General features: G+C 39.7%; 17 protein-coding genes. 14 read left to right on the top strand and 3 right to left on the bottom strand.

The window, feature by feature from the left end:
• Positions 1-93 precede the first annotated feature (93 nt).
• From H0W62_02615 to H0W62_02605, 3 genes are all read left to right on the top strand, one after another.
• Positions 94-2,106, top strand: a complete 2,013-nt coding sequence (locus H0W62_02615; GenBank protein ID MBA3647435.1) for a S9 family peptidase — start codon at positions 94-96, stop codon at positions 2,104-2,106.
• Between the two features lie 138 nt (positions 2,107-2,244).
• Complete coding sequence (locus H0W62_02610) at positions 2,245-5,769, top strand: methylmalonyl-CoA mutase family protein (GenBank protein ID MBA3647434.1); 3,525 nt, start codon at positions 2,245-2,247, stop codon at positions 5,767-5,769.
• Between the two features lie 78 nt (positions 5,770-5,847).
• A complete protein-coding gene (locus tag H0W62_02605) occupies positions 5,848-6,981 on the top strand; it encodes an AI-2E family transporter (GenBank protein ID MBA3647433.1) in 1,134 nt (377 codons plus the stop codon).
• A 23-nt stretch (positions 6,982-7,004) separates the two neighbouring features.
• Here H0W62_02605 and H0W62_02600 read toward each other — a convergent pair whose 3' ends face one another.
• The 3 genes from H0W62_02600 to glgP all read right to left on the bottom strand — a co-directional run bounded on the left by H0W62_02600 (position 7,005) and on the right by glgP (position 10,124).
• Positions 7,005-7,976, bottom strand: a complete 972-nt coding sequence (locus tag H0W62_02600) for a hypothetical protein (GenBank protein MBA3647432.1) — start codon at positions 7,974-7,976, stop codon at positions 7,005-7,007.
• A 105-nt stretch (positions 7,977-8,081) separates the two neighbouring features.
• Positions 8,082-8,459 (bottom strand): YtxH domain-containing protein, encoded by a 378-nt coding sequence (locus tag H0W62_02595; protein ID MBA3647431.1) that lies wholly within the window; start codon positions 8,457-8,459, stop codon positions 8,082-8,084.
• Between the two features lie 12 nt (positions 8,460-8,471).
• Entirely contained in the window at positions 8,472-10,124 is a 1,653-nt protein-coding gene (gene glgP / locus H0W62_02590) for an alpha-glucan family phosphorylase (GenBank protein MBA3647430.1), read from the bottom strand.
• A gap of 180 nt (positions 10,125-10,304) precedes the next feature.
• Between glgP and H0W62_02585 the strand changes: the two genes are divergently transcribed.
• The 11 genes from H0W62_02585 (at position 10,305) to H0W62_02535 (ending at position 18,213) form a co-directional block, all read left to right on the top strand.
• The gene (locus tag H0W62_02585; GenBank protein ID MBA3647429.1) at positions 10,305-11,078 is read left to right on the top strand and encodes a TerB family tellurite resistance protein; all 774 of its coding nucleotides are present in this window, start codon (positions 10,305-10,307) and stop codon (positions 11,076-11,078) included.
• Positions 11,079-11,101: 23 nt separating this feature from the next.
• Positions 11,102-11,371, top strand: coding sequence for a LysM peptidoglycan-binding domain-containing protein (locus H0W62_02580; GenBank protein MBA3647428.1), 270 nt, complete (start codon positions 11,102-11,104; stop codon positions 11,369-11,371).
• A gap of 14 nt (positions 11,372-11,385) precedes the next feature.
• A complete protein-coding gene (locus H0W62_02575) occupies positions 11,386-11,790 on the top strand; it encodes a lipocalin family protein (protein ID MBA3647427.1) in 405 nt (134 codons plus the stop codon).
• A gap of 2 nt (positions 11,791-11,792) precedes the next feature.
• Complete coding sequence (locus H0W62_02570; protein ID MBA3647426.1) at positions 11,793-12,128, top strand: phage holin family protein; 336 nt, start codon at positions 11,793-11,795, stop codon at positions 12,126-12,128.
• Between the two features lie 183 nt (positions 12,129-12,311).
• The gene (locus H0W62_02565) at positions 12,312-13,040 is read left to right on the top strand and encodes a ribonuclease H-like domain-containing protein (protein ID MBA3647425.1); all 729 of its coding nucleotides are present in this window, start codon (positions 12,312-12,314) and stop codon (positions 13,038-13,040) included.
• Between the two features lie 213 nt (positions 13,041-13,253).
• Complete coding sequence (gene gdhA / locus H0W62_02560; protein ID MBA3647424.1) at positions 13,254-14,603, top strand: NADP-specific glutamate dehydrogenase; 1,350 nt, start codon at positions 13,254-13,256, stop codon at positions 14,601-14,603.
• Positions 14,604-15,155: 552 nt separating this feature from the next.
• Positions 15,156-15,947: a helix-turn-helix domain-containing protein gene (locus tag H0W62_02555; GenBank protein ID MBA3647423.1), complete on the top strand. Its 792-nt coding sequence runs from the start codon at positions 15,156-15,158 to the stop codon at positions 15,945-15,947.
• A 134-nt stretch (positions 15,948-16,081) separates the two neighbouring features.
• Positions 16,082-16,534 carry a carboxymuconolactone decarboxylase family protein gene (locus tag H0W62_02550; protein ID MBA3647422.1) on the top strand — a complete coding sequence of 151 codons (453 nt, stop codon included), beginning with the start codon at positions 16,082-16,084 and terminating at the stop codon, positions 16,532-16,534.
• Between the two features lie 4 nt (positions 16,535-16,538).
• The gene (locus H0W62_02545) at positions 16,539-17,282 is read left to right on the top strand and encodes an isocitrate lyase/phosphoenolpyruvate mutase family protein (GenBank protein MBA3647421.1); all 744 of its coding nucleotides are present in this window, start codon (positions 16,539-16,541) and stop codon (positions 17,280-17,282) included.
• A 397-nt stretch (positions 17,283-17,679) separates the two neighbouring features.
• The gene (locus tag H0W62_02540) at positions 17,680-17,982 is read left to right on the top strand and encodes a hypothetical protein (protein MBA3647420.1); all 303 of its coding nucleotides are present in this window, start codon (positions 17,680-17,682) and stop codon (positions 17,980-17,982) included.
• 39 nt (positions 17,983-18,021) lie between these two features.
• Entirely contained in the window at positions 18,022-18,213 is a 192-nt protein-coding gene (locus tag H0W62_02535; protein ID MBA3647419.1) for a hypothetical protein, read from the top strand.
• Positions 18,214-18,316 lie beyond the last annotated feature (103 nt).

Raw genomic sequence — 18,316 nt, 5'->3', positions numbered from 1 at the left:
AGTGTTATTAATGAACTCTATCAACAACGGTTAAAAGAGCAGTATACTTTAAAATTACAGTTGACTATATTGCTTTTGTTAAACCCTGCTTTCATGAAAAATAATTTCTGCCTCCTCTGTATTTTCATTACTTCTTGTCTTCATGCCCAAACAAAGCTTCCTATTACTATAGCCGACATGGACAGCATTCGCGACATAACTGATCCCCAAATTTCTCCTGACGGTAAATGGGTTGCTTATACAGTCAGCTCCACCAATCTTAAAACAGATGAGGCAACATCTGATATCTGGATGTCAGGCTGGGATGGAAACACTGCAATTCAGATAACTCAAACTAAAGAAGAAAGTGAAGCTTCACCGCGATGGAGCCCCGATAATAAATACCTGTCTTTTCTTTCGTCAAGGACTGACAGTAATGAAGCGGATCAGCTCTGGCTGCTGAATCGTGGCGGTGGAGAGGCAAAAAAAATTACTAGCTTTTTTGGAGGCATTGAGGAATATACCTGGTCTCCCGATGGAAAAAAGATTGCAATAATTGCCAATGTCGTTGATACTGCGAAATACATTCCCGGGACTGAAACACCGATACCTATTGTAATTGATCGATTTTATTTTAAAGAAGATTTTTCCGGATATCTTGGCAAGGAGAGGAAGCATTTGTATGTGCTTGATGTGGCTACGAATGACACGATTAGGATTGTTGATGGAAATTATGAAGAACAACTGCCCTCCTGGAGTCCGGATGGAAAATCAATAGCTTTTGTAAGCAAGCGTGCACGTGAAGACTGGGATCGTGATAATAATTTCGACATCTATGTAGCAGAAGCAAAACCACACGCGACTCCAAGACAGATCACCACAAATCAAGGCCCTGATAACGATCCCAGTTATGAATTTCCTCCCGTGTGGAGTCCTGATGGAAAATTTATTGCATACACGGCAGGTGGCCCGCTTAAACTTATATATTATGCAACACAGCGGCTTGCCGTGGTTCCGGTTGAAGGCGGTATTCCTAAAATATTAACTGCGGATTATGATCGTAACATCTGGAACCCGCAGTGGTCAGCAGATGGAAAAGAAATCTATTTTATTGCTGAAGATGATCAGAACCTCGACCTGGATAAGGTAGCAATAACAGGTGGTACCATTCAAAGAATTCTTCCAGGCCGTTATACAATTTATAACTACTCCTTGAACGGAAAAAAAGTTGCAGCGCAATACACGACACCATCGCTTCCCGGAGAGATACTTATTCAGGATGAAAAAGGGATTAGAAAGCTTTCACATCAGAATGACAATTGGCTTTCCAGCCATCAATTTGCAACTACAAAAGAATTTAAATCAACCAGTAAAGATGGAACCGGGATCAGTGGATTTATGGTGCTTCCGCTTGATTATAAAGAAGGAAAAAAATACCCTACCATTCTGCAGATCCATGGAGGTCCTACCAGTCAAAATCAGAATGAGTGGGCCCTTGATTGGCAATTGTATGCATCATGGGGTTATGCTGTAGTTTCCATGAATCCGCGCGGCAGCACTACGAAAGGTGAAAAATTTGCTACTGCCATTTTTGCTGACTGGGGCAATAAAGACATCCAGGATGATCTTTCGGGAGTGGATGAAATGGTAAAGCTTGGTATTGCAGATCCCGACAATCTTGCCGTAGAAGGATGGAGCTATGGTGGTATCAGCACCAACTATGCCATCGTGCAGGATCATCGCTTCAAGTGTGCAGTCAGTGGCGCAGGTATATCTAATATTCTCTCAGGTTTCGGTACCGACATGTATATTCGTGAGTACATTGAAGAACTTGGAACACCGTGGGGGAACACAGAAAACTATCTGAAATTATCTGATCCGTTCCTTCATGCAGACAGAATCACTACACCTACCTTGTTTATGGGTGATAGTAAAGATTTTAATGTTCCGCTCCTTAACCAGGAACAGATGTACCAGGCATTAAAAACTTTAGGCATTGAAACGCAACTCATCATTTATCCTGATCAATATCATGGCATCCAGGTTCCCAGCTATTTACGGGATCGGCTGCAGCGCAGAAAGGATTGGTTTGATAAACATTTAATGAAAAATCAGATTAAAAATTAGTATCCCTATCTCATCTTCACTCATTATATACGGATGAAGCGCCCTGCAATTACTTGCTGAAGGCTAAAAGAAGTGAAAAGCAGTAATTTCAATGGAAGCATCGGTTAATTTTTAAATTTACATCGGGATGTTTCCATGATGACAAAGATCGAAGCGTACAAACCAAAAAATAAGATCCGCATTGTTACAGCTGCCTCTTTATTCGACGGGCATGATGCAGCAATAAATATCATGCGCCGCATTATACAGGCAAGCGGTGCAGAGGTTATCCATTTAGGCCACGACCGAAGTGTTCAGGAAGTAGTGGATTGTGCAATTCAGGAAGATGCCCAGGCGATTGCCATGACTTCTTACCAGGGTGGACACCTTGAATACTTTAAATATATGTTCGACCTGCTGAAAGAAAAAGGCTGTTCACATATCAAGATTTTCGGTGGCGGAGGTGGTGTTATTCTTCCTTACGAAGTTGAAGAGCTGCACCTTTATGGCATTACAAGAATCTATTCTCCGGATGATGGCAGATCGATGGGTCTGCAAGGCATGATAAACGACATGTTGCAGCAATGTGATTTTCCTGCAGGGTCGAACCTTAATGGAGAAATTAAAGAGCTCAAAACAAAAAATCAACATGCCATAGCAGCTCTGATCTCCGGAGCGGAAAATTTTCCTGAACAGTCTCAACCTTTATTGGATGAAGTGCGATGGCTTTCGCAACAGGTAAAAATTCCCGTGCTTGGAATTACCGGAACCGGGGGCTCCGGAAAATCGTCATTAGTAGATGAGCTTGTCAGAAGGTTTCTGCTTGATTTCAAGAATCACACAATTGCAATCATTTCTGTCGATCCTACGAAAAGAAAAACCGGTGGCGCACTACTTGGTGACCGTATCAGAATGAATTCCATTAAAGATGATCGTGTATATATGCGGTCCCTCGCAACACGACAATCGAATCTGGCGCTAAGCAAATATGTAAAAGAAGCAGTGGACATTGTAAAAGCAGCACGTTACGATCTCATCCTATTAGAAACCTCCGGCATTGGACAGAGTGATACAGAAATTATTGAGCATAGTGATGTGAGCATGTATGTAATGACTCCCGAGTACGGTGCAGCTTCACAGCTTGAAAAAATTGATATGCTTGATTTTGCTGACATCATAGCACTGAATAAATACGATAAGCGCGGAGCAATGGATGCATTGCGTGATGTAAAAAAGCAATACAGGCGCAACCACCAGCTTTTTGATGTGGAAGATGAAAATATCCCGGTATTCGGAACCATTGCCTCTCAGTTTAACGATCCGGGCATGAACCGGCTTTATAAAGCGGTGATGGATAAAATCAGCAACAAAACAGGAATTGATTTAAAGCCGCACCTCAATGTCACCGGGGAGATGAGTGAAAAGATTTATATCATTCCTCCCGCCCGTATTCGTTATCTAAGCGAAATCTCTGAAAATAACCGGAAGTACGAAGAGTGGGTAACCAGGCAAAGTGCTGTGGCCACCAAACTTTTTTCATTACGCAATGCCATTCTGTTGTTTAGTGAAACAGATGTTTTGAGCGAAGAGGACAATGCGAATGAGAGATTTTCGTCTCTGCCGGCCTTCCCTGGACAACGAAAAAATTTTATTCCTGAAGGCTCTGCTGAAAGTAATGATAGAACAGCAGGTACTGCGCTGCCCGGCCTTGACACAAAGGGTCTCCATGAACACCAGATAGCCCATGAACTGATCGTAAAATATTTTGAATTAAAAAAAGATCTTGACCCATATCTGTTTGACCAGGTAAAAACCTGGAAGAAAAGAATCAGCCGGTACCACGAAGATTTGTTCATCTATAAAGTTCGGGGTAGAGACGTGAAAGTAAAGACTTACACTGAATCACTTTCTCATTTGAAAATTCCCCGGGTTGCTACGCCGGGCTTTGAATCCTGGGGTAAAATTGTTCAGTGGACTTGCAAAGAAAATTTCCCGGGAGAATTTCCATACACCGCAGGCATTTATCCTTTTAAGCGCGAAGGTGAAGATCCGACCCGTATGTTTGCCGGCGAGGGCGGACCAGAGCGTACAAATAAACGCTTTCATTATGTATCGCTTAACCTTCCTGCAAAAAGACTTAGCACCGCATTTGATTCAGTAACACTATATGGCCAGAATCCGGATCATCGGCCGGATATCTATGGCAAAATTGGAAATAGTGGTGTTTCTATTTGTTGTTTGGATGATGCAAAAAAATTATATAGCGGTTTTAATCTGTGCGATCCAAAAACTTCGGTGAGCATGACCATAAATGGTCCGGCTGCAACCATCACGGGTTTCTTTATGAATGCTGCCATAGATCAGCAATGTGAATTGTATATCAGGGAACAGGGTCTTACAGAAAGCGTTTCTGAAAAGATTAAGGAGATATATAAGAAAAAGGATGTGCTGCAGCCAGCTTATCAGGGCCGGTTACCCGAGGGTAATGATGGATTGGGCTTGATGCTGCTTGGAATTACAGGTAGTGAAGTACTTGATTACGGGATCTATAATAAGATTAAAGAAAACGCGCTGCAACAGGTTCGCGGAACGGTGCAGGCAGATATTCTGAAAGAAGACCAGGCGCAGAATACCTGCATCTTTTCCACTGAATTCTCCTTGCGGCTCATGGGCGATGTTCAGGAATACTTTATAAAAAACAAAGTTCGAAACTTCTACAGCGTATCAATTTCAGGGTATCACATTGCGGAAGCAGGAGCAAATCCTATAACACAGCTCGCCTTTACGCTTGCGAACGGATTTACCTATGTTGAATATTACCTGAGCAGAGGAATGAAGATCAATGAGTTTGCCCCCAACCTTTCCTTCTTTTTTTCAAATGGTATTGATCCTGAATATGCTGTTATAGGGAGAGTAGCGAGAAAAATCTGGGCAAAGGCGATGAAGTTAAAGTACGGTGCCAATGAACGTTCGCAAATGCTGAAGTATCACATTCAAACTTCCGGCCGCTCGCTTCATGCACAAGAAATAGATTTTAACGACATCAGAACCACATTACAGGCTCTGTATGCAATCTACGATAACTGCAATTCACTGCATACCAATGCCTATGATGAAGCTATTACCACACCAACAGAAGGAAGTGTGCGCCGGGCAATGGCCATTCAGCTCATCATCAACAGGGAGCTGGGATTGGCAAAAAATGAAAATCCTTTGCAGGGTTCTTTTATAATTGAAGAGTTGACTGACCTTGTGGAAGAAGCGGTGCTTGCAGAGTTTGATCGCCTTACAGAACGAGGCGGTGTTTTAGGTGCAATGGAAACCATGTATCAGCGCGGAAAGATTCAGGAAGAGAGTTTGTATTATGAAACATTAAAGCACAATGGTGAATACCCGATTATCGGCGTGAATACTTTCTTAAATTCGAAAGGCTCTCCAACCATTATCCCCTCTGAGATAATTCGTGCTACAAAAGAAGAAAAGGAATATCAGATAGCTATGCTGCAGGAATTGCATAAAATGCATTCAGATAAAGCTCCGCAACTCATCGCTGAGCTGCAAACTACAGCAGTGCTGAATAATAATATGTTTGAATCACTGATGGAGATAACCAAATATTGCTCGTTGGGTCAAATTACAAATTCCCTTTTTGAAGTGGGTGGTCAATACAGAAGAAATATGTAACTCACAGAATTTTTCAAGTAATATCAAGCTGGTTATAAATTATTTATTGTATTTCAGAAAATATCCCTTTATTGAAAGATGGATGAACAATTAAAATTCCCTTTTTATGCCAAAGCTTCCCTGATAATTATGGGGACATGCGCATTTATTGCTATACTTTATATAGGTCAGGATATTATAGTGCCTTTGATATATGCAACCATTTTCGCCATACTATTAAATCCGGTAGTCAACTTTTTTACCGCAAGGGGCTTAAACCGCATAATAGCTATTATCCTTACGCTGTTACTTGCTATTTTATTTACATTCGGGCTCTTCTATTTTATCTCGTCGCAGGTAAGCAGGTTCACTGAAGATTTACCGCAGCTGAAAGAGAAATTTAATACTATGGTCGACCAGGGTGTTAAGTTCATTTCTGTAACACTCAATATCAGCACTAAACAGGTTACCCAATGGATAGCCACCACCAAGAGCAGTGCCATAAATAATACCGGTGCTGTTGTAGGACAGACGCTCACTACCGTGAGCGGTGCCCTGATTATAGCAGTGCTTTTGCCGGTATACGTTTTTATGATCTTATTGTATAAATCATTATTTCTTGAATTTATCCGAAAGCTCTTTGACCGCAGTCTTCATAAAACGGTAGTTGAAGTGCTTACGGAAACAAAGGGACTTATTCACAATTATCTGGTGGGCTTGCTGATAGAGGCCGGCATTGTAGCCACATTAAATTCCATAGCACTTATGATTCTTGGAATTAAGTATGCCATCCTTTTAGGAATTATTGGTGCCTTGCTTAACATTATCCCTTATATAGGTGGCATTATAGCTGTGAGTTTACCTATGACCATGGCTTTAATTACAAAGCCACCGTCTTACGCTTTATTAGTGCTGGGCTCCTACATGATTATTCAACTAATTGATAACAATTTTCTGGTTCCTAAAATAGTAGCATCCAAGGTAAAAATTAATGCTATTGTTTCAATTGTTGTAGTATTTATAGGAAATGATTTGTGGGGAATACCTGGAATGTTTCTATCTATTCCTTTAACCGCAATCATAAAAGTTATTTTTGATCATATAGAACCTTTAAAACCCTGGGGCTTTCTTTTGGGTGACCATATGCCCTCTCCTACAAGACAAATATTTAAATTTCCTTCCCGTAAATCAAAGGCAATTAACCCTGCTGAAACTCAGGAAACAAAAAATTAATCCTGTTTACTAACGGTGCAGGGTCAAAAATTTTCAGGTATACCCAGCTGCGATCTTAAGGATCTGTCGGCATTGTTATGATGCGTCCAGTAATTGGTCATAATCGTTTTGTCCAGAGTTGCAATGGTGGTAAGTAATTTTCCATCGAAACCTGGAAATGTTTCATCCCACCCCAATATCTTATGCGGAAAGCTTTTTTCGAATTTAATATCTATTATATGCTGCTGTGTTTTATAATTAATGGTATAAAGCATGGTATCTCCATTTGCCTTTAGGGCCAACACAGCATTTTCAACATTCAGAGGAATGTGAGTCATGCGGGTGTAAAGGCTTCCCGGCAGAACCTTCTGTTCGCCAACCGGTAAGTGATCAGGCGTTATACGTATTAGATTCCACAGTTCATCTTCGAGAAAACACTTTTCAAAGGTGACATTTTTATCTCCCTCATCTTCAAAATAAGAATTCCACGTAACCAGGTATTTTCCATTACGGTTATTAAGCTGAGTATAGGTGCTTCCGCACCATTCCTGCACCGATGCAGCTATTTTTATTGCATGAGGATAATTAACAATGTCAACAGGTGAAAATGCAGACATCATCATGGAATAAGGATAAATGCCTGTTACGAACTTTTTCACAAGATTTAACTTCAATACCGGCAGCCGGTCATCACCTGCTGTTTCAGGATGGTCAAGCTTTACCTGTTTCGCTTTGGAGAAATCTTCCGTAACAAAAATGGTAACTGCGCTGCCATCATGAATTTCACCATAGCGGGCTTGTTTTAAATGATAAGAGCATATTTCGGCTTTTCCGGCATACCAGTAATTTTTAAATTGATCAGAAAGCAGCATTGGCATTAAAGCCACGTTATCTTCCTTTTGAACAGCCGTGGTGTCACTTGCGCCTGCATCATTCGTGCAGCTTTGAATTAAAGGAATGTTTATGATTATTAAGAAAACAGCAAAACACTGTATTGATAAAAAGTTACATTTCATATATTGGAATTAAGATTTTTCTTACTTTCAAAAATACTCCAAATAAAAAATTAAAAAGTCTTCACCAAATTAATGATGAAGACTTTTTTTTGAAATGAAATCAGATTAATAACTTTTTTCTGCAAAGTTATCTGCAACCTTCTCACCCTTTTTGAATAGTTTGTTCTTGGCATCGGAAATAGCGTTTGTACTATTTTGCGCAAATTCCTTTACATTTTCCGCAGCATCTTTTACACCAGTCACAAGTTTGCCAGATGTCTCTGCAACTTTTCTCCTGGTTTCGGATCCCTTATCAGGAGCAAATAAAAGTCCTGCCACAATACCCGCTGAAACTCCTATTAAAACAGAGATAAAAATTTTTGAATTATTCATTGTTAAAATTTTAAGATTGATAAAGTTTAATATACAGAATGCGGTTGAAAAAATCCTGCCAAAAAATATTCTGTCCGCATAATTATTAAACTTAACAGCACTTAAATACATTCAAAAGAATTATTAATTATATAATAGCTTATAATACTCATCTGCCATCCTGTTCGATTCAAACACTGGAAAAATATCTTTCATGCTTTGCTTCATCATTCTGATCCATGCGCCTGGTTTTTTATAATACATAGGTAAAATCCGGTTTTCGAGGATATCATAAAGATGCTGCAGGTCATGTACGTCCTGCATAGAAACAGGAGCATTCAGATCCGCCATGGGGATTACAAAGGAATTATGTGGCGTAGCAAATTCAGGGATCCATCCATCATTGGTAGATAAGTTAATAGCTCCATTCATAGCAGCTGTCATTCCTGATGTACCGGAAGCTTCCCGGGGCACACGCGGATTGTTCAACCAGATATCAGCACCCGCTTTTAGCTTCCTTGAAAGCTTTAGCTCATGGCCAACCAATACTGCCATATTTTTATATTTCTTTGACAGATGTACCAGGTTGTTAAATGTTGAAATAGCACCGTAGTCCGAAGGGTATGGCTTCCCTGCCCAGATAATCTGTACGGGGAAATCCGCCCTTGTCATCAGGTGATCAAATGCTGCTGCATGTTCGGTTATTAAATCCGGGCGCTTGTAACCTGCAAATCTCCGAGCCCAGACTATTGTCAGAATATCCGGATCAAATATTTTTCCGGTTTGATCTGCAACTGTTTCGAACAGTTTCATCTTCAAATATTTTTTTCTATGCACCAGGTTTTTAAATCGCCGGTGTGCTAAAAAATCATAGAGCTCATGGTCTGTCCAGTATCTGCCGTTTTGAGAATTGGTTATTGCTATTATAGGACAGATTTCATCATAGCTATTCCACATTTCACAGGCAACTTTACCGTGCAATTGAGAAACTCCGTTTGCAATCCGCGCAACCCGTAAAGCACTCAGTGTATGGTTAAAAACATCACCTGATGTCTTTGTCAGTTCCCGGATTTCTTCAAGCGGAAGGCCACAAAAATATCCAAGCTTATGCAGCAGGTAGATGTCGTGCTTTTCATTGCCCGCTTCTTCAGGGGTATGAGTAGTAAAAACCAGCCTTTTTCTCACTTCAGCCAGGCTTTCAAATTTTTGATACAGATAAAACGCCGATGAAAATCCGTGTGCTTCATTCAAATGGATCACTTCAGCATGATATCCTAAATGGTCCAGTAATTTTGCTCCGCCTATGCCTAACAAGATAAACTGAGCAATTTTTGCTGCTGTATCGGAATCATAAAGCCGGTGACAAATAGATTGTGCCAGATAATCATTTTCCGGAAGATCGGTTGTGAGAAAAAAAAGCGGAACGGTTTGAAAAAAACGAGGAGCCAGATATTTTGCCGATACGGTAACCGGTTGCCCATTTATTTCGATGGAAAACTTTATGCCTGTTTCTTCTAAAAATGAATAGTTTTTTTCGAGAAATAAAACATCCATGGATTGATCCTGCTTACGGATCTGGTCATAATATCCATACTTCCACAAAATGCCAACACCTACAATATTCTGCTTTAACTCATATGCGCTTTTCATATGGGATCCTGCAAGAAAACCCAAACCACCCGAATACGTTTTCAGAGATTGATCAACCGCGAACTCCATGCTGAAATAAGCAATGCGCTTTTGATATTCATTGTTATAATTGTAGGGATGTTTAAACTTCGTATCAAAAAAATCCATTCTTATAATTTTTTTTCAGTTATATTTAAACGGTGCTAAACTATCAGAAGATTTTGTTTTGTGCGGAAATAGTTTTGAGCATCTTTTTTTAATTTCCAGTATCATAAAAAAATAATTTCATATTTAGGGAAAGAAAGTATTTTTGGATTGGAAATTGTTAATGCGGTCTTAAAATTTTACATGAATCAACCGGATAAATTATTAAAGGATTATAGTGATGTAGAAAAAGGTGCTTACCTTGGAGCGATCGCCTCCATCGCCACTGCAGATCACGAAGCCTCTGATGATGAAATGGAATTTATAAGGGCTCTGGTAGCAACCGCTGATCTTTCACCTCAGCAGGAACAGGCCGTTGAACGGGCGGCCCGCGATCTTTCTAAAGAAGAACTGACCCGTTGCCTGGATATTATTAAGCAAAGCGATCTTCGGTTTTCCCTGGTTACCGACATCATTAGTTTTGCAAAATCCGATGGGCAATATTCCGAAGAAGAAAAACAAAATATTCAGTCTATAAGCCAGTATCTGAACATAAATGCAAAACAATTTTCGCTTCTCGATGAGTTTGTGGATAAATCGGCTGACAGCGGCAAAAGCGGGGAAGAAGTTACTCATCCAGGCTTTCTTGAGTCGCTTGGATTAAATGATAAGCTAAGCAAAGCAGGAATAAATACCAAAAGTCTTTCATCGGGTTTGTTGGGGATTTTAGGACCAATGCTGGTTGCCAAATTTTTAACAGGAAGAATGACTTCAGGCGGAGGACGTGGAATAGGAGGAGGTCTTCTTGGTTCCGGTGGAGGGCTTCTCGGAAACCTGATGGGAAACCGCGGGGGAGCGATGGGCAATCGGGGAATGGGTTCTTCTATGATGGGTCACGGCTCCCTTATTTCTTTATTAAGCGGCGGCCGTGGTTATGGGGGGATTGGCAGCTTACTGCAAAATGTTATAAGAAAATAATTTAATTCATAAAAACAATTTATATGGGACTACTGGATTTCTTAAAAAAAAAGGGGGATGAAAAACCTGTTGAGCAGCCAAAGGTTACTGCGAATACTCCTAATGTTTCTGCGGCTCCACAGGCAGCTACAGTAAAGCGGGAATATGTTATTAAAAGTGGTGATACACTATCAAAAATTGCCAAAGAGTACTATGGCCAAGCCGATGACTGGAAAAAAATATTTGAGGCAAATAAAGATGTAATCAAAAATCCCGATAAAATTTTTCCGGGACAGAAAATTATCATACCCTAAACAGAAATATTACCATGAAAAACAAAATCTCCTGTTTACTCGTCTTTTTTCTTATTATCGGCGGGTGTAAAAATGGTGAAAAGTCCGGCGCTGCGTCAGGTGCTACTTTCAGCGAAGTGGTTGCTGGCAGTAACCAGAAGACATGGCGTGCTACAGATGAAACCACCTCACAGGGAAATAACGATAAGCTTAGCCACAGTGAAAAAAAAGAATACATCACGTTTTTTAATAATGGAAATATGGTGATGGGCGGTGAAGGCGTGGAGCGGAAAGGAACATGGAAGAATGAAGGAAGCACTTTGAGCCTACAATTTAGCGGTGAAGGTGTTTCGGAAAATTTTACCATACTTGAATGGAATACCAAGAGCCTCAAACTCCGTGCGGCAGATGGCTCTGAGCTTACCATGAAGCCTGATTAACCATGCATTTTATTTTTGAACTTTTGCTGGATGCCGGAGTATTGCTGATTGTCGCATATTTATTACCCAGCGTGTACGTCAAAAATTATGGGACCGCTATTGCCGTATCTCTTGTAATCGGTGTTTTGAATGCAACCATTGGATTTTTGCTCCGGTTGCCTATTAATGTTGTAACTCTCGGACTGCTTTCTTTTTTTGTCCGGCTCATTGTGATGGCGATAATTATCAAAATTGTTGACAGTCTGTTCAAGGGCTTCGAAGTAAAGAACTTTGCTGCTGCCGTATTACTTGCATCCATTCTCGCTGTAGTCGGAACTTTAGCAACCAATATTTTTTAATTCATTTAGAATCTTTTAAGGCAGATAGGCCAATCTTAATGTCTGTTACTGCTGCTGGAGTCTTTTCCCTTCTTTCTTATTGATCATCCGTAATATTTACGGTAAATTAATTCCTCAGAATTTCTACATTTATTAACCCAATCAAAGATTTAGGATCGGGCGCACAAGAATCATCAAAACATAATGCTCGATAACATTCACCTCAACAATCTTATCTGTATTGATATTGAAACAGTGCCGGGTTACCCCGATTTTGAATCTGTTCCTCTTGAATTAAAAGAACTTTATCTTAACAAGTCTGCTCGTCTTAAAGCAGAAAATGAATCGAAGGAAGATCAGTATTTTAACCATGCAAGTATATATGCTGAGTTTGGAAAAATCGTCTGTATCTCTATTGGGATTTTTAATCCCGGGAAACAGGAAATGGAAAGATTCCGCATTAAATCATTTGCCGGAAGTGATGAAAAGATATTGCTGCAATTATTTACAGAACTATTAAATACTTATTATAAAAAGCCTGATAAATATTTTTTTTGCGGATATAACATTAAGGAGTTTGATATTCCCTACTTATGCCGCCGAATGCTGATTAATGGATTAGAACTACCAAAAGTGCTGGACATTTCCGGCAAAAAACCATATGAAGTATATGCTGTTGACATTATGCAGCTATGGCGTTTCGGGGATTATAAACATTTTACAAGTCTAAAGCTGCTCTCAGCAGTAATGGGAATAGCATCTCCCAAAGATGATTTGGACGGGAAAGATGTTGGAAAAGTTTTCTGGAAGGAGAATGATTTATCGCGCATTGTCACCTATTGCCAGAAAGATGTAATTACTGTGGCACAGCTTCTTCTCAGGTTTAAGGGCCTTCCATTACTGAATAATGATGATTATAAGATCGTAGAATAATTTCAGAATTGATTCTTTGCAATCGTTCCCAACAATTTAGACCGGTTACTTCATGGTGCCGCCTTTGCAGTATTAACCGGCATTCACTTTTTTATCATAAAAAAATATTCTATCATTGATTTCTCAATCGGTATCACGTATTCGCTGAATGTATGGTTCGGAAGTTTACTTCAACACTGCTTATCACTTTTTTTTAGAACCTAAACCTATCATATGGATTCTCCTGGAACAGCCCTGATTGAAGATTTCATGAAAAAGATAAAAGAAAAAAATCGCGATGAGCCGGAATTTCATCAGGCGGTGTTCGAGGTCGCTGAATCGCTGATTCCTTACATTGAAGAAAATCCTAAATATAAAAAAGCGAAGATCCTGGAGCGTATAGCGGAGCCGGAACGTGTAATTATGTTCCGTGTACCGTGGATTGATGATAAAGGTGAATTTCAGATCAACCGTGGCTATCGCATACAGATGAACAGTGCAATAGGACCCTATAAAGGAGGCCTGCGTTTTCACTATTCAGTATATCTCGGTATTTTAAAATTTTTAGCTTTTGAACAAGTGTTTAAGAATTCGCTTACCGGCTTGCCGATGGGGGGTGGTAAAGGAGGCAGTGATTTCGACCCGAAGGGAAAATCCGATAATGAGGTAATGCGGTTTTGCCAGAGTTTTATGAGCGAGTTATTCCGTCACATCGGACCTGACACGGATGTGCCGGCAGGTGATATTAATGTAGGGGGAAGAGAAATAGGATTTTTGTTTGGCCAGTATAAAAGACTGAAGAATGAATTTACCGGGGTACTTACCGGCAAGGGCATTACTTTTGGAGGAAGTCTCATCAGGCCTGAAGCAACAGGGTATGGTTGTGTCTATTTCACACATGAAATGCTCACTACGCGCAGGGAAAGTTTAAAAGATAAAACGGTGGTGATCAGTGGTTCGGGTAACGTGGCACAGTATGCTGCAGAAAAATGTATACAGCTCGGCGCAAGAGTAATTACGCTTTCCGACAGCGATGGCTTTATTTTAGATGAATCCGGAATTACGCAGGAGAAGCTCGCACATTTAATGTGGATCAAAAATGAGAAGCGCGGACGTATTAAAGAATACACGGAAAAATATAGTTGTGAGTATATTGAAGGAAAGACTCCATGGGGCGTAAAGTGTGATGTAGCATTGCCCTGTGCCACTCAAAACGAGTTAAATGGTGATGATGCAACAGCATTGCTGAACAATGGCTGTATCGCTGTTGCTGAAGGTGCTAATATGCCTTCAACACCTGAAGCGGTAACCGTATTTCTCAGCAGGGGAATTTTATATGCGCCGGGCAAAGCCTCTAATGCAGGTGGTGTGGCAGTATCCGGTCTTGAGATGAGTCAGAATTCGCAACGCCTGCGGTGGCCAAAGGAAGAGGTAGATAAAGAATTGAAAGGCATCATGGAAATTATTCACAGCACCTGTGTAAACTACGGCAGCGAAAACGGGCGCATCAATTATGTTAAAGGGGCAAATATCGGTGGCTTCGTGAAGGTTGCAGATGCCATGCTGGCGCAGGGCTTGGTTTAAGTACTAATTGTGGAAGTTGCCCATTGGTGCATAGTAGTTTGTAAGCAAAGTGGCAAACAATCTTAAGAGTCAGCTAATGCAATCTCACGTAACGAAAATAGCTGATGTAGATCAGTATATAGCTGCCTTCCTGAAGAAACTCAAAAGATGAATCAGGTGCTTACAACAATTCTAAAAGCGGCGCCCGCTCTGAAGAAATTATCAGTTAGCGGATCCCAGCTTATAAATATTATGGTATGCTGGTTTATTTCGCAGGTTATATAAACCATATTGGATTTTATCCTACAGCATCAGGAATTGAACCTTTAAAAAGGAGCTTTCTGTATTTAAAGGCGCAAAAGGTTCCGTTCAATTCCCTCTCGATAAATCACTTCCATTAGCATTGGTAACAAGAATTGTAAATTGAGGGTGAAAGAAAATATGCAAAAGGAGAAAACAAAGAGGAAATAATTCCAATAACTACCCGTAATAGCTTCTTTCGTAAAAAGTTATTAGAGAGACACATCCTAAATTAGCACACCACGAAAAATTGAATCTATCTAATTTTAGGCAATGGTTAGCCTCGAAACATTTCATGAGAAATCTGATATTGATGTACCTAAACGCTGGATGAAATATGTACTCATCTGGTGCTTAAAAGGGAATACAACAATTGTAGTGGATGATAAAGAACTGGAGTTAAAACAATTCCAGGTTATAACTATTACGTCAGGGCAGATACATTATTTTAAAAAATTAAATGCCGCAGAAGGGTTTATTCTTGAATTTACGTTTGGGTTTTTTTGTAAAGACGACAAGGACATTGAACTGATTTTTCACAATGGTCTGTTTTGTCATTTTGATTTAAATGAAGTAATTACCATTCAGAATTTCCAAACCATTGAAACGCAGCTCAAGCTTATTCAAGAAGAACTTTTGCAGCAACCTTACCAGTACCTAACATCCATACATTCAAGAATAGAATTGATATTGGTGGAGATCAACCGTGCAAAAGTTAATCGCGGAGATGAAATATATAAGCCAGATGCTTTGTTCCTTAAATTTTTAGAATTAGCCAGGGCTAATTTTAAAAGTAATTTTCCATTAAGCCATTTTGCTTCAGTCTTAAATACAACAGAAGCTAAATTGAATGAGCAATCAAAGCTGCACACTGGAAAAACTGCCCAAAATGTTATTTACGGATTAATTATTTCCGAGGCAAAACGGCTGCTTATTTATCAGGACCTTTCAATAAAAGAAGTTGCCTTTGAATTAGGCTTTAACGACCCGTTTTATTTCTCCAACTTTTTTAAAAAGCATACCCGTCAATCTCCCAAGTATTATAAAAGCAACCCGGCTTTGTAAATCTTACATGCTTTTCCTTGCATTGTCTATTCTTTAAGCTTCAGGTCTGTCCTATTTTTGTCTACTAGCGGCAATCCCGGATTAAACGGAATGCTGAAGAATTGGTTTTAAAGAAGAAATAAAAAAAATAGAGAATGAAAAAAAGAATTGATTTTAATGTTGTGCAACCGACTGCTTATGCTGCAATGGAAGCATTAGACAAATTTGTGAATGAATCTTCCGTCGATAAACTGCATAGGGAATTTATCAGAATAAGGGCTTCGCAAATAAACGGTTGCGCTTATTGCGTAGATATGCATTCGAGAGATGCCCGGAAATTGGGCGAATCAGAACAACGTATTTTTTTGATAAGTGCATGGAGGGAGGCCGGAGAACTATTTTCAGAAGAAGAAAGATTATTATTTCAGTTGACTGAGGAAGTTACCCTGATACAGCAGCATGGTTTAAGCGATGCTGTTTACGAAAAATCGATTGCAATTTTTGGGGAAGAAAAAACAGCGCAAATTATTATGGCTATTGCTACCATCAATGTATGGAACAGGATTGGAGTTGCTACGCTATTAAAACCATTGTTAAGAAAAAACTAAACAAATGAACAATTATGAAATCTTTCATAACCTCCATCAACAAAATAAACCGTTGATAATAGCGAATGCCTGGAATGTAACGAGTGCCCGGGTTTTTCTTGACAATGGATACAAAGCTATTGCTACATCAAGCTCCGCAATCGCTAATTCATTAGGTTATGAAGACGGTGAAAAAATTTCTTTTGGAGAAATGTTTTTTGTAGTGCAAAGAATAATTTCCGGTATAGACATTCCATTGTCTGTTGATATGGAAACCGGCTACAGTCCAAACATCAGCGAAGTAATTACCAACATTGAAAAGCTCTTTGATATTGGAGTGGTAGGAATCAATCTTGAAGATTCTCAGGGAAAAGACTTGTTTATCGAAAAACTCACCAGGATTAAAAATCATTTGGCTAGAAAAAATATGCAGCTTTTTGTAAATGCCAGAACGGATAGCTTTTTAGAAAACCTGCCTGCTGCCCTCGAATTAACATTAGACAGACTACATCCGTATGAAGAGGCAGGCGCAGACGGAATTTTCGTTCCCTTTGTAAAAGAGAAAGATGAAATAAAAAAAATAACTTCTGCTACCACATTACCGGTTAACGTGCTTTGTATGCCTGATCTGCGTTCCATTGAGGATTTAGCGGAATGCGGGGTGAGAAGAATAAGCATGGGAAGTTTTTTATTTAAAGCGCACTACAATCAGTTAGACAAGCTGATTAAAAATATTATTGCCAAGCAATCATTTGCCCCGCTATTTTAAATTAAGCAGCCAAACTTTAAACATTTAGTTATTACAGAAAATGGACGCGTGCTGTAGCTTATAATACCTGAAGAAGTTGAGATTTTATAAAGCAACCGTTTAATAACAATGATTGTAATGTAAATGCATCTGCATGAACCAGCAAAAAATTTGTACTGCTTGTGGCACCCAATTTCCTTCTGGCATGGATGAATAAAGCCTATACCAGATCTGTAATGACGACCGTCAGTATATTCCCGAAGAAGGGCAAACCTGGACGACACATGATAAATTGCTAACGACTAACCGGGTTCGGATCAATAAGATAAAGGATCGGGTGTATGAGCTTGAGATTTTCCCAAGGTTTGCAATCGGGTCAGCGCGCATTACTTATTTTATCTGGTGAAGGAAACATTTTATGGAATTCATTGCTTTGCTTGATGAACCTGCTAGAGATTTCATAAAATCAAAAGGTGGGCTGAAAGCAATTGCTATCTCACATCCGCATTATTACAGCAATATGAATGATTGGGCTGAAATGTTTGATTGCCCCATTTATATTCATCGTAGCGATGAACAGTGGATTATGGATAAAGGAAGCCACATCAGTCTTTGGGATGGAAATGAAAAATCTTTGTGGGATGAAATACGGATCATCAATATCGGTGGACATTTTCCAGGCAGCTGCATTTTCCAGGTTCCTTTTCTTTCAAAGGACTGAACAGTGTTTTGTGGAGACACTTTATATCTTTCGCCGAGCATGAAACATTTTGCCGTCATGTACAGTTATCCCAACAAAATACCTTTGTCGCTTCAGGAAGTAAAGCGCATTAATAAGCGATTAGAAGCAATACCGTTTGATACGCTCTATGGGTTCTATAGTTATCAAAACCTTTCGAAGGATGTAAAAGAGATTTTGAAGAGATCAATGGAAAGATATTCAGGAGACTGATGACACTTAACTACTAACAACAACTTAGCAGAGGCTGAATAAGCCTCATTTGCTGTCTGAAGTGCAAAATGATTCAACCAATTGATTATGATTCAGGATTACT

Source organism: Chitinophagales bacterium, from assembly GCA_013816805.1.
Taxonomy (GTDB): domain Bacteria; phylum Bacteroidota; class Bacteroidia; order Chitinophagales; family UBA10324; genus MGR-bin340.
The sequence above is the reverse complement of the archived record's forward strand: the minus strand, read 5'-3'. Positions and strand labels throughout refer to the sequence as shown.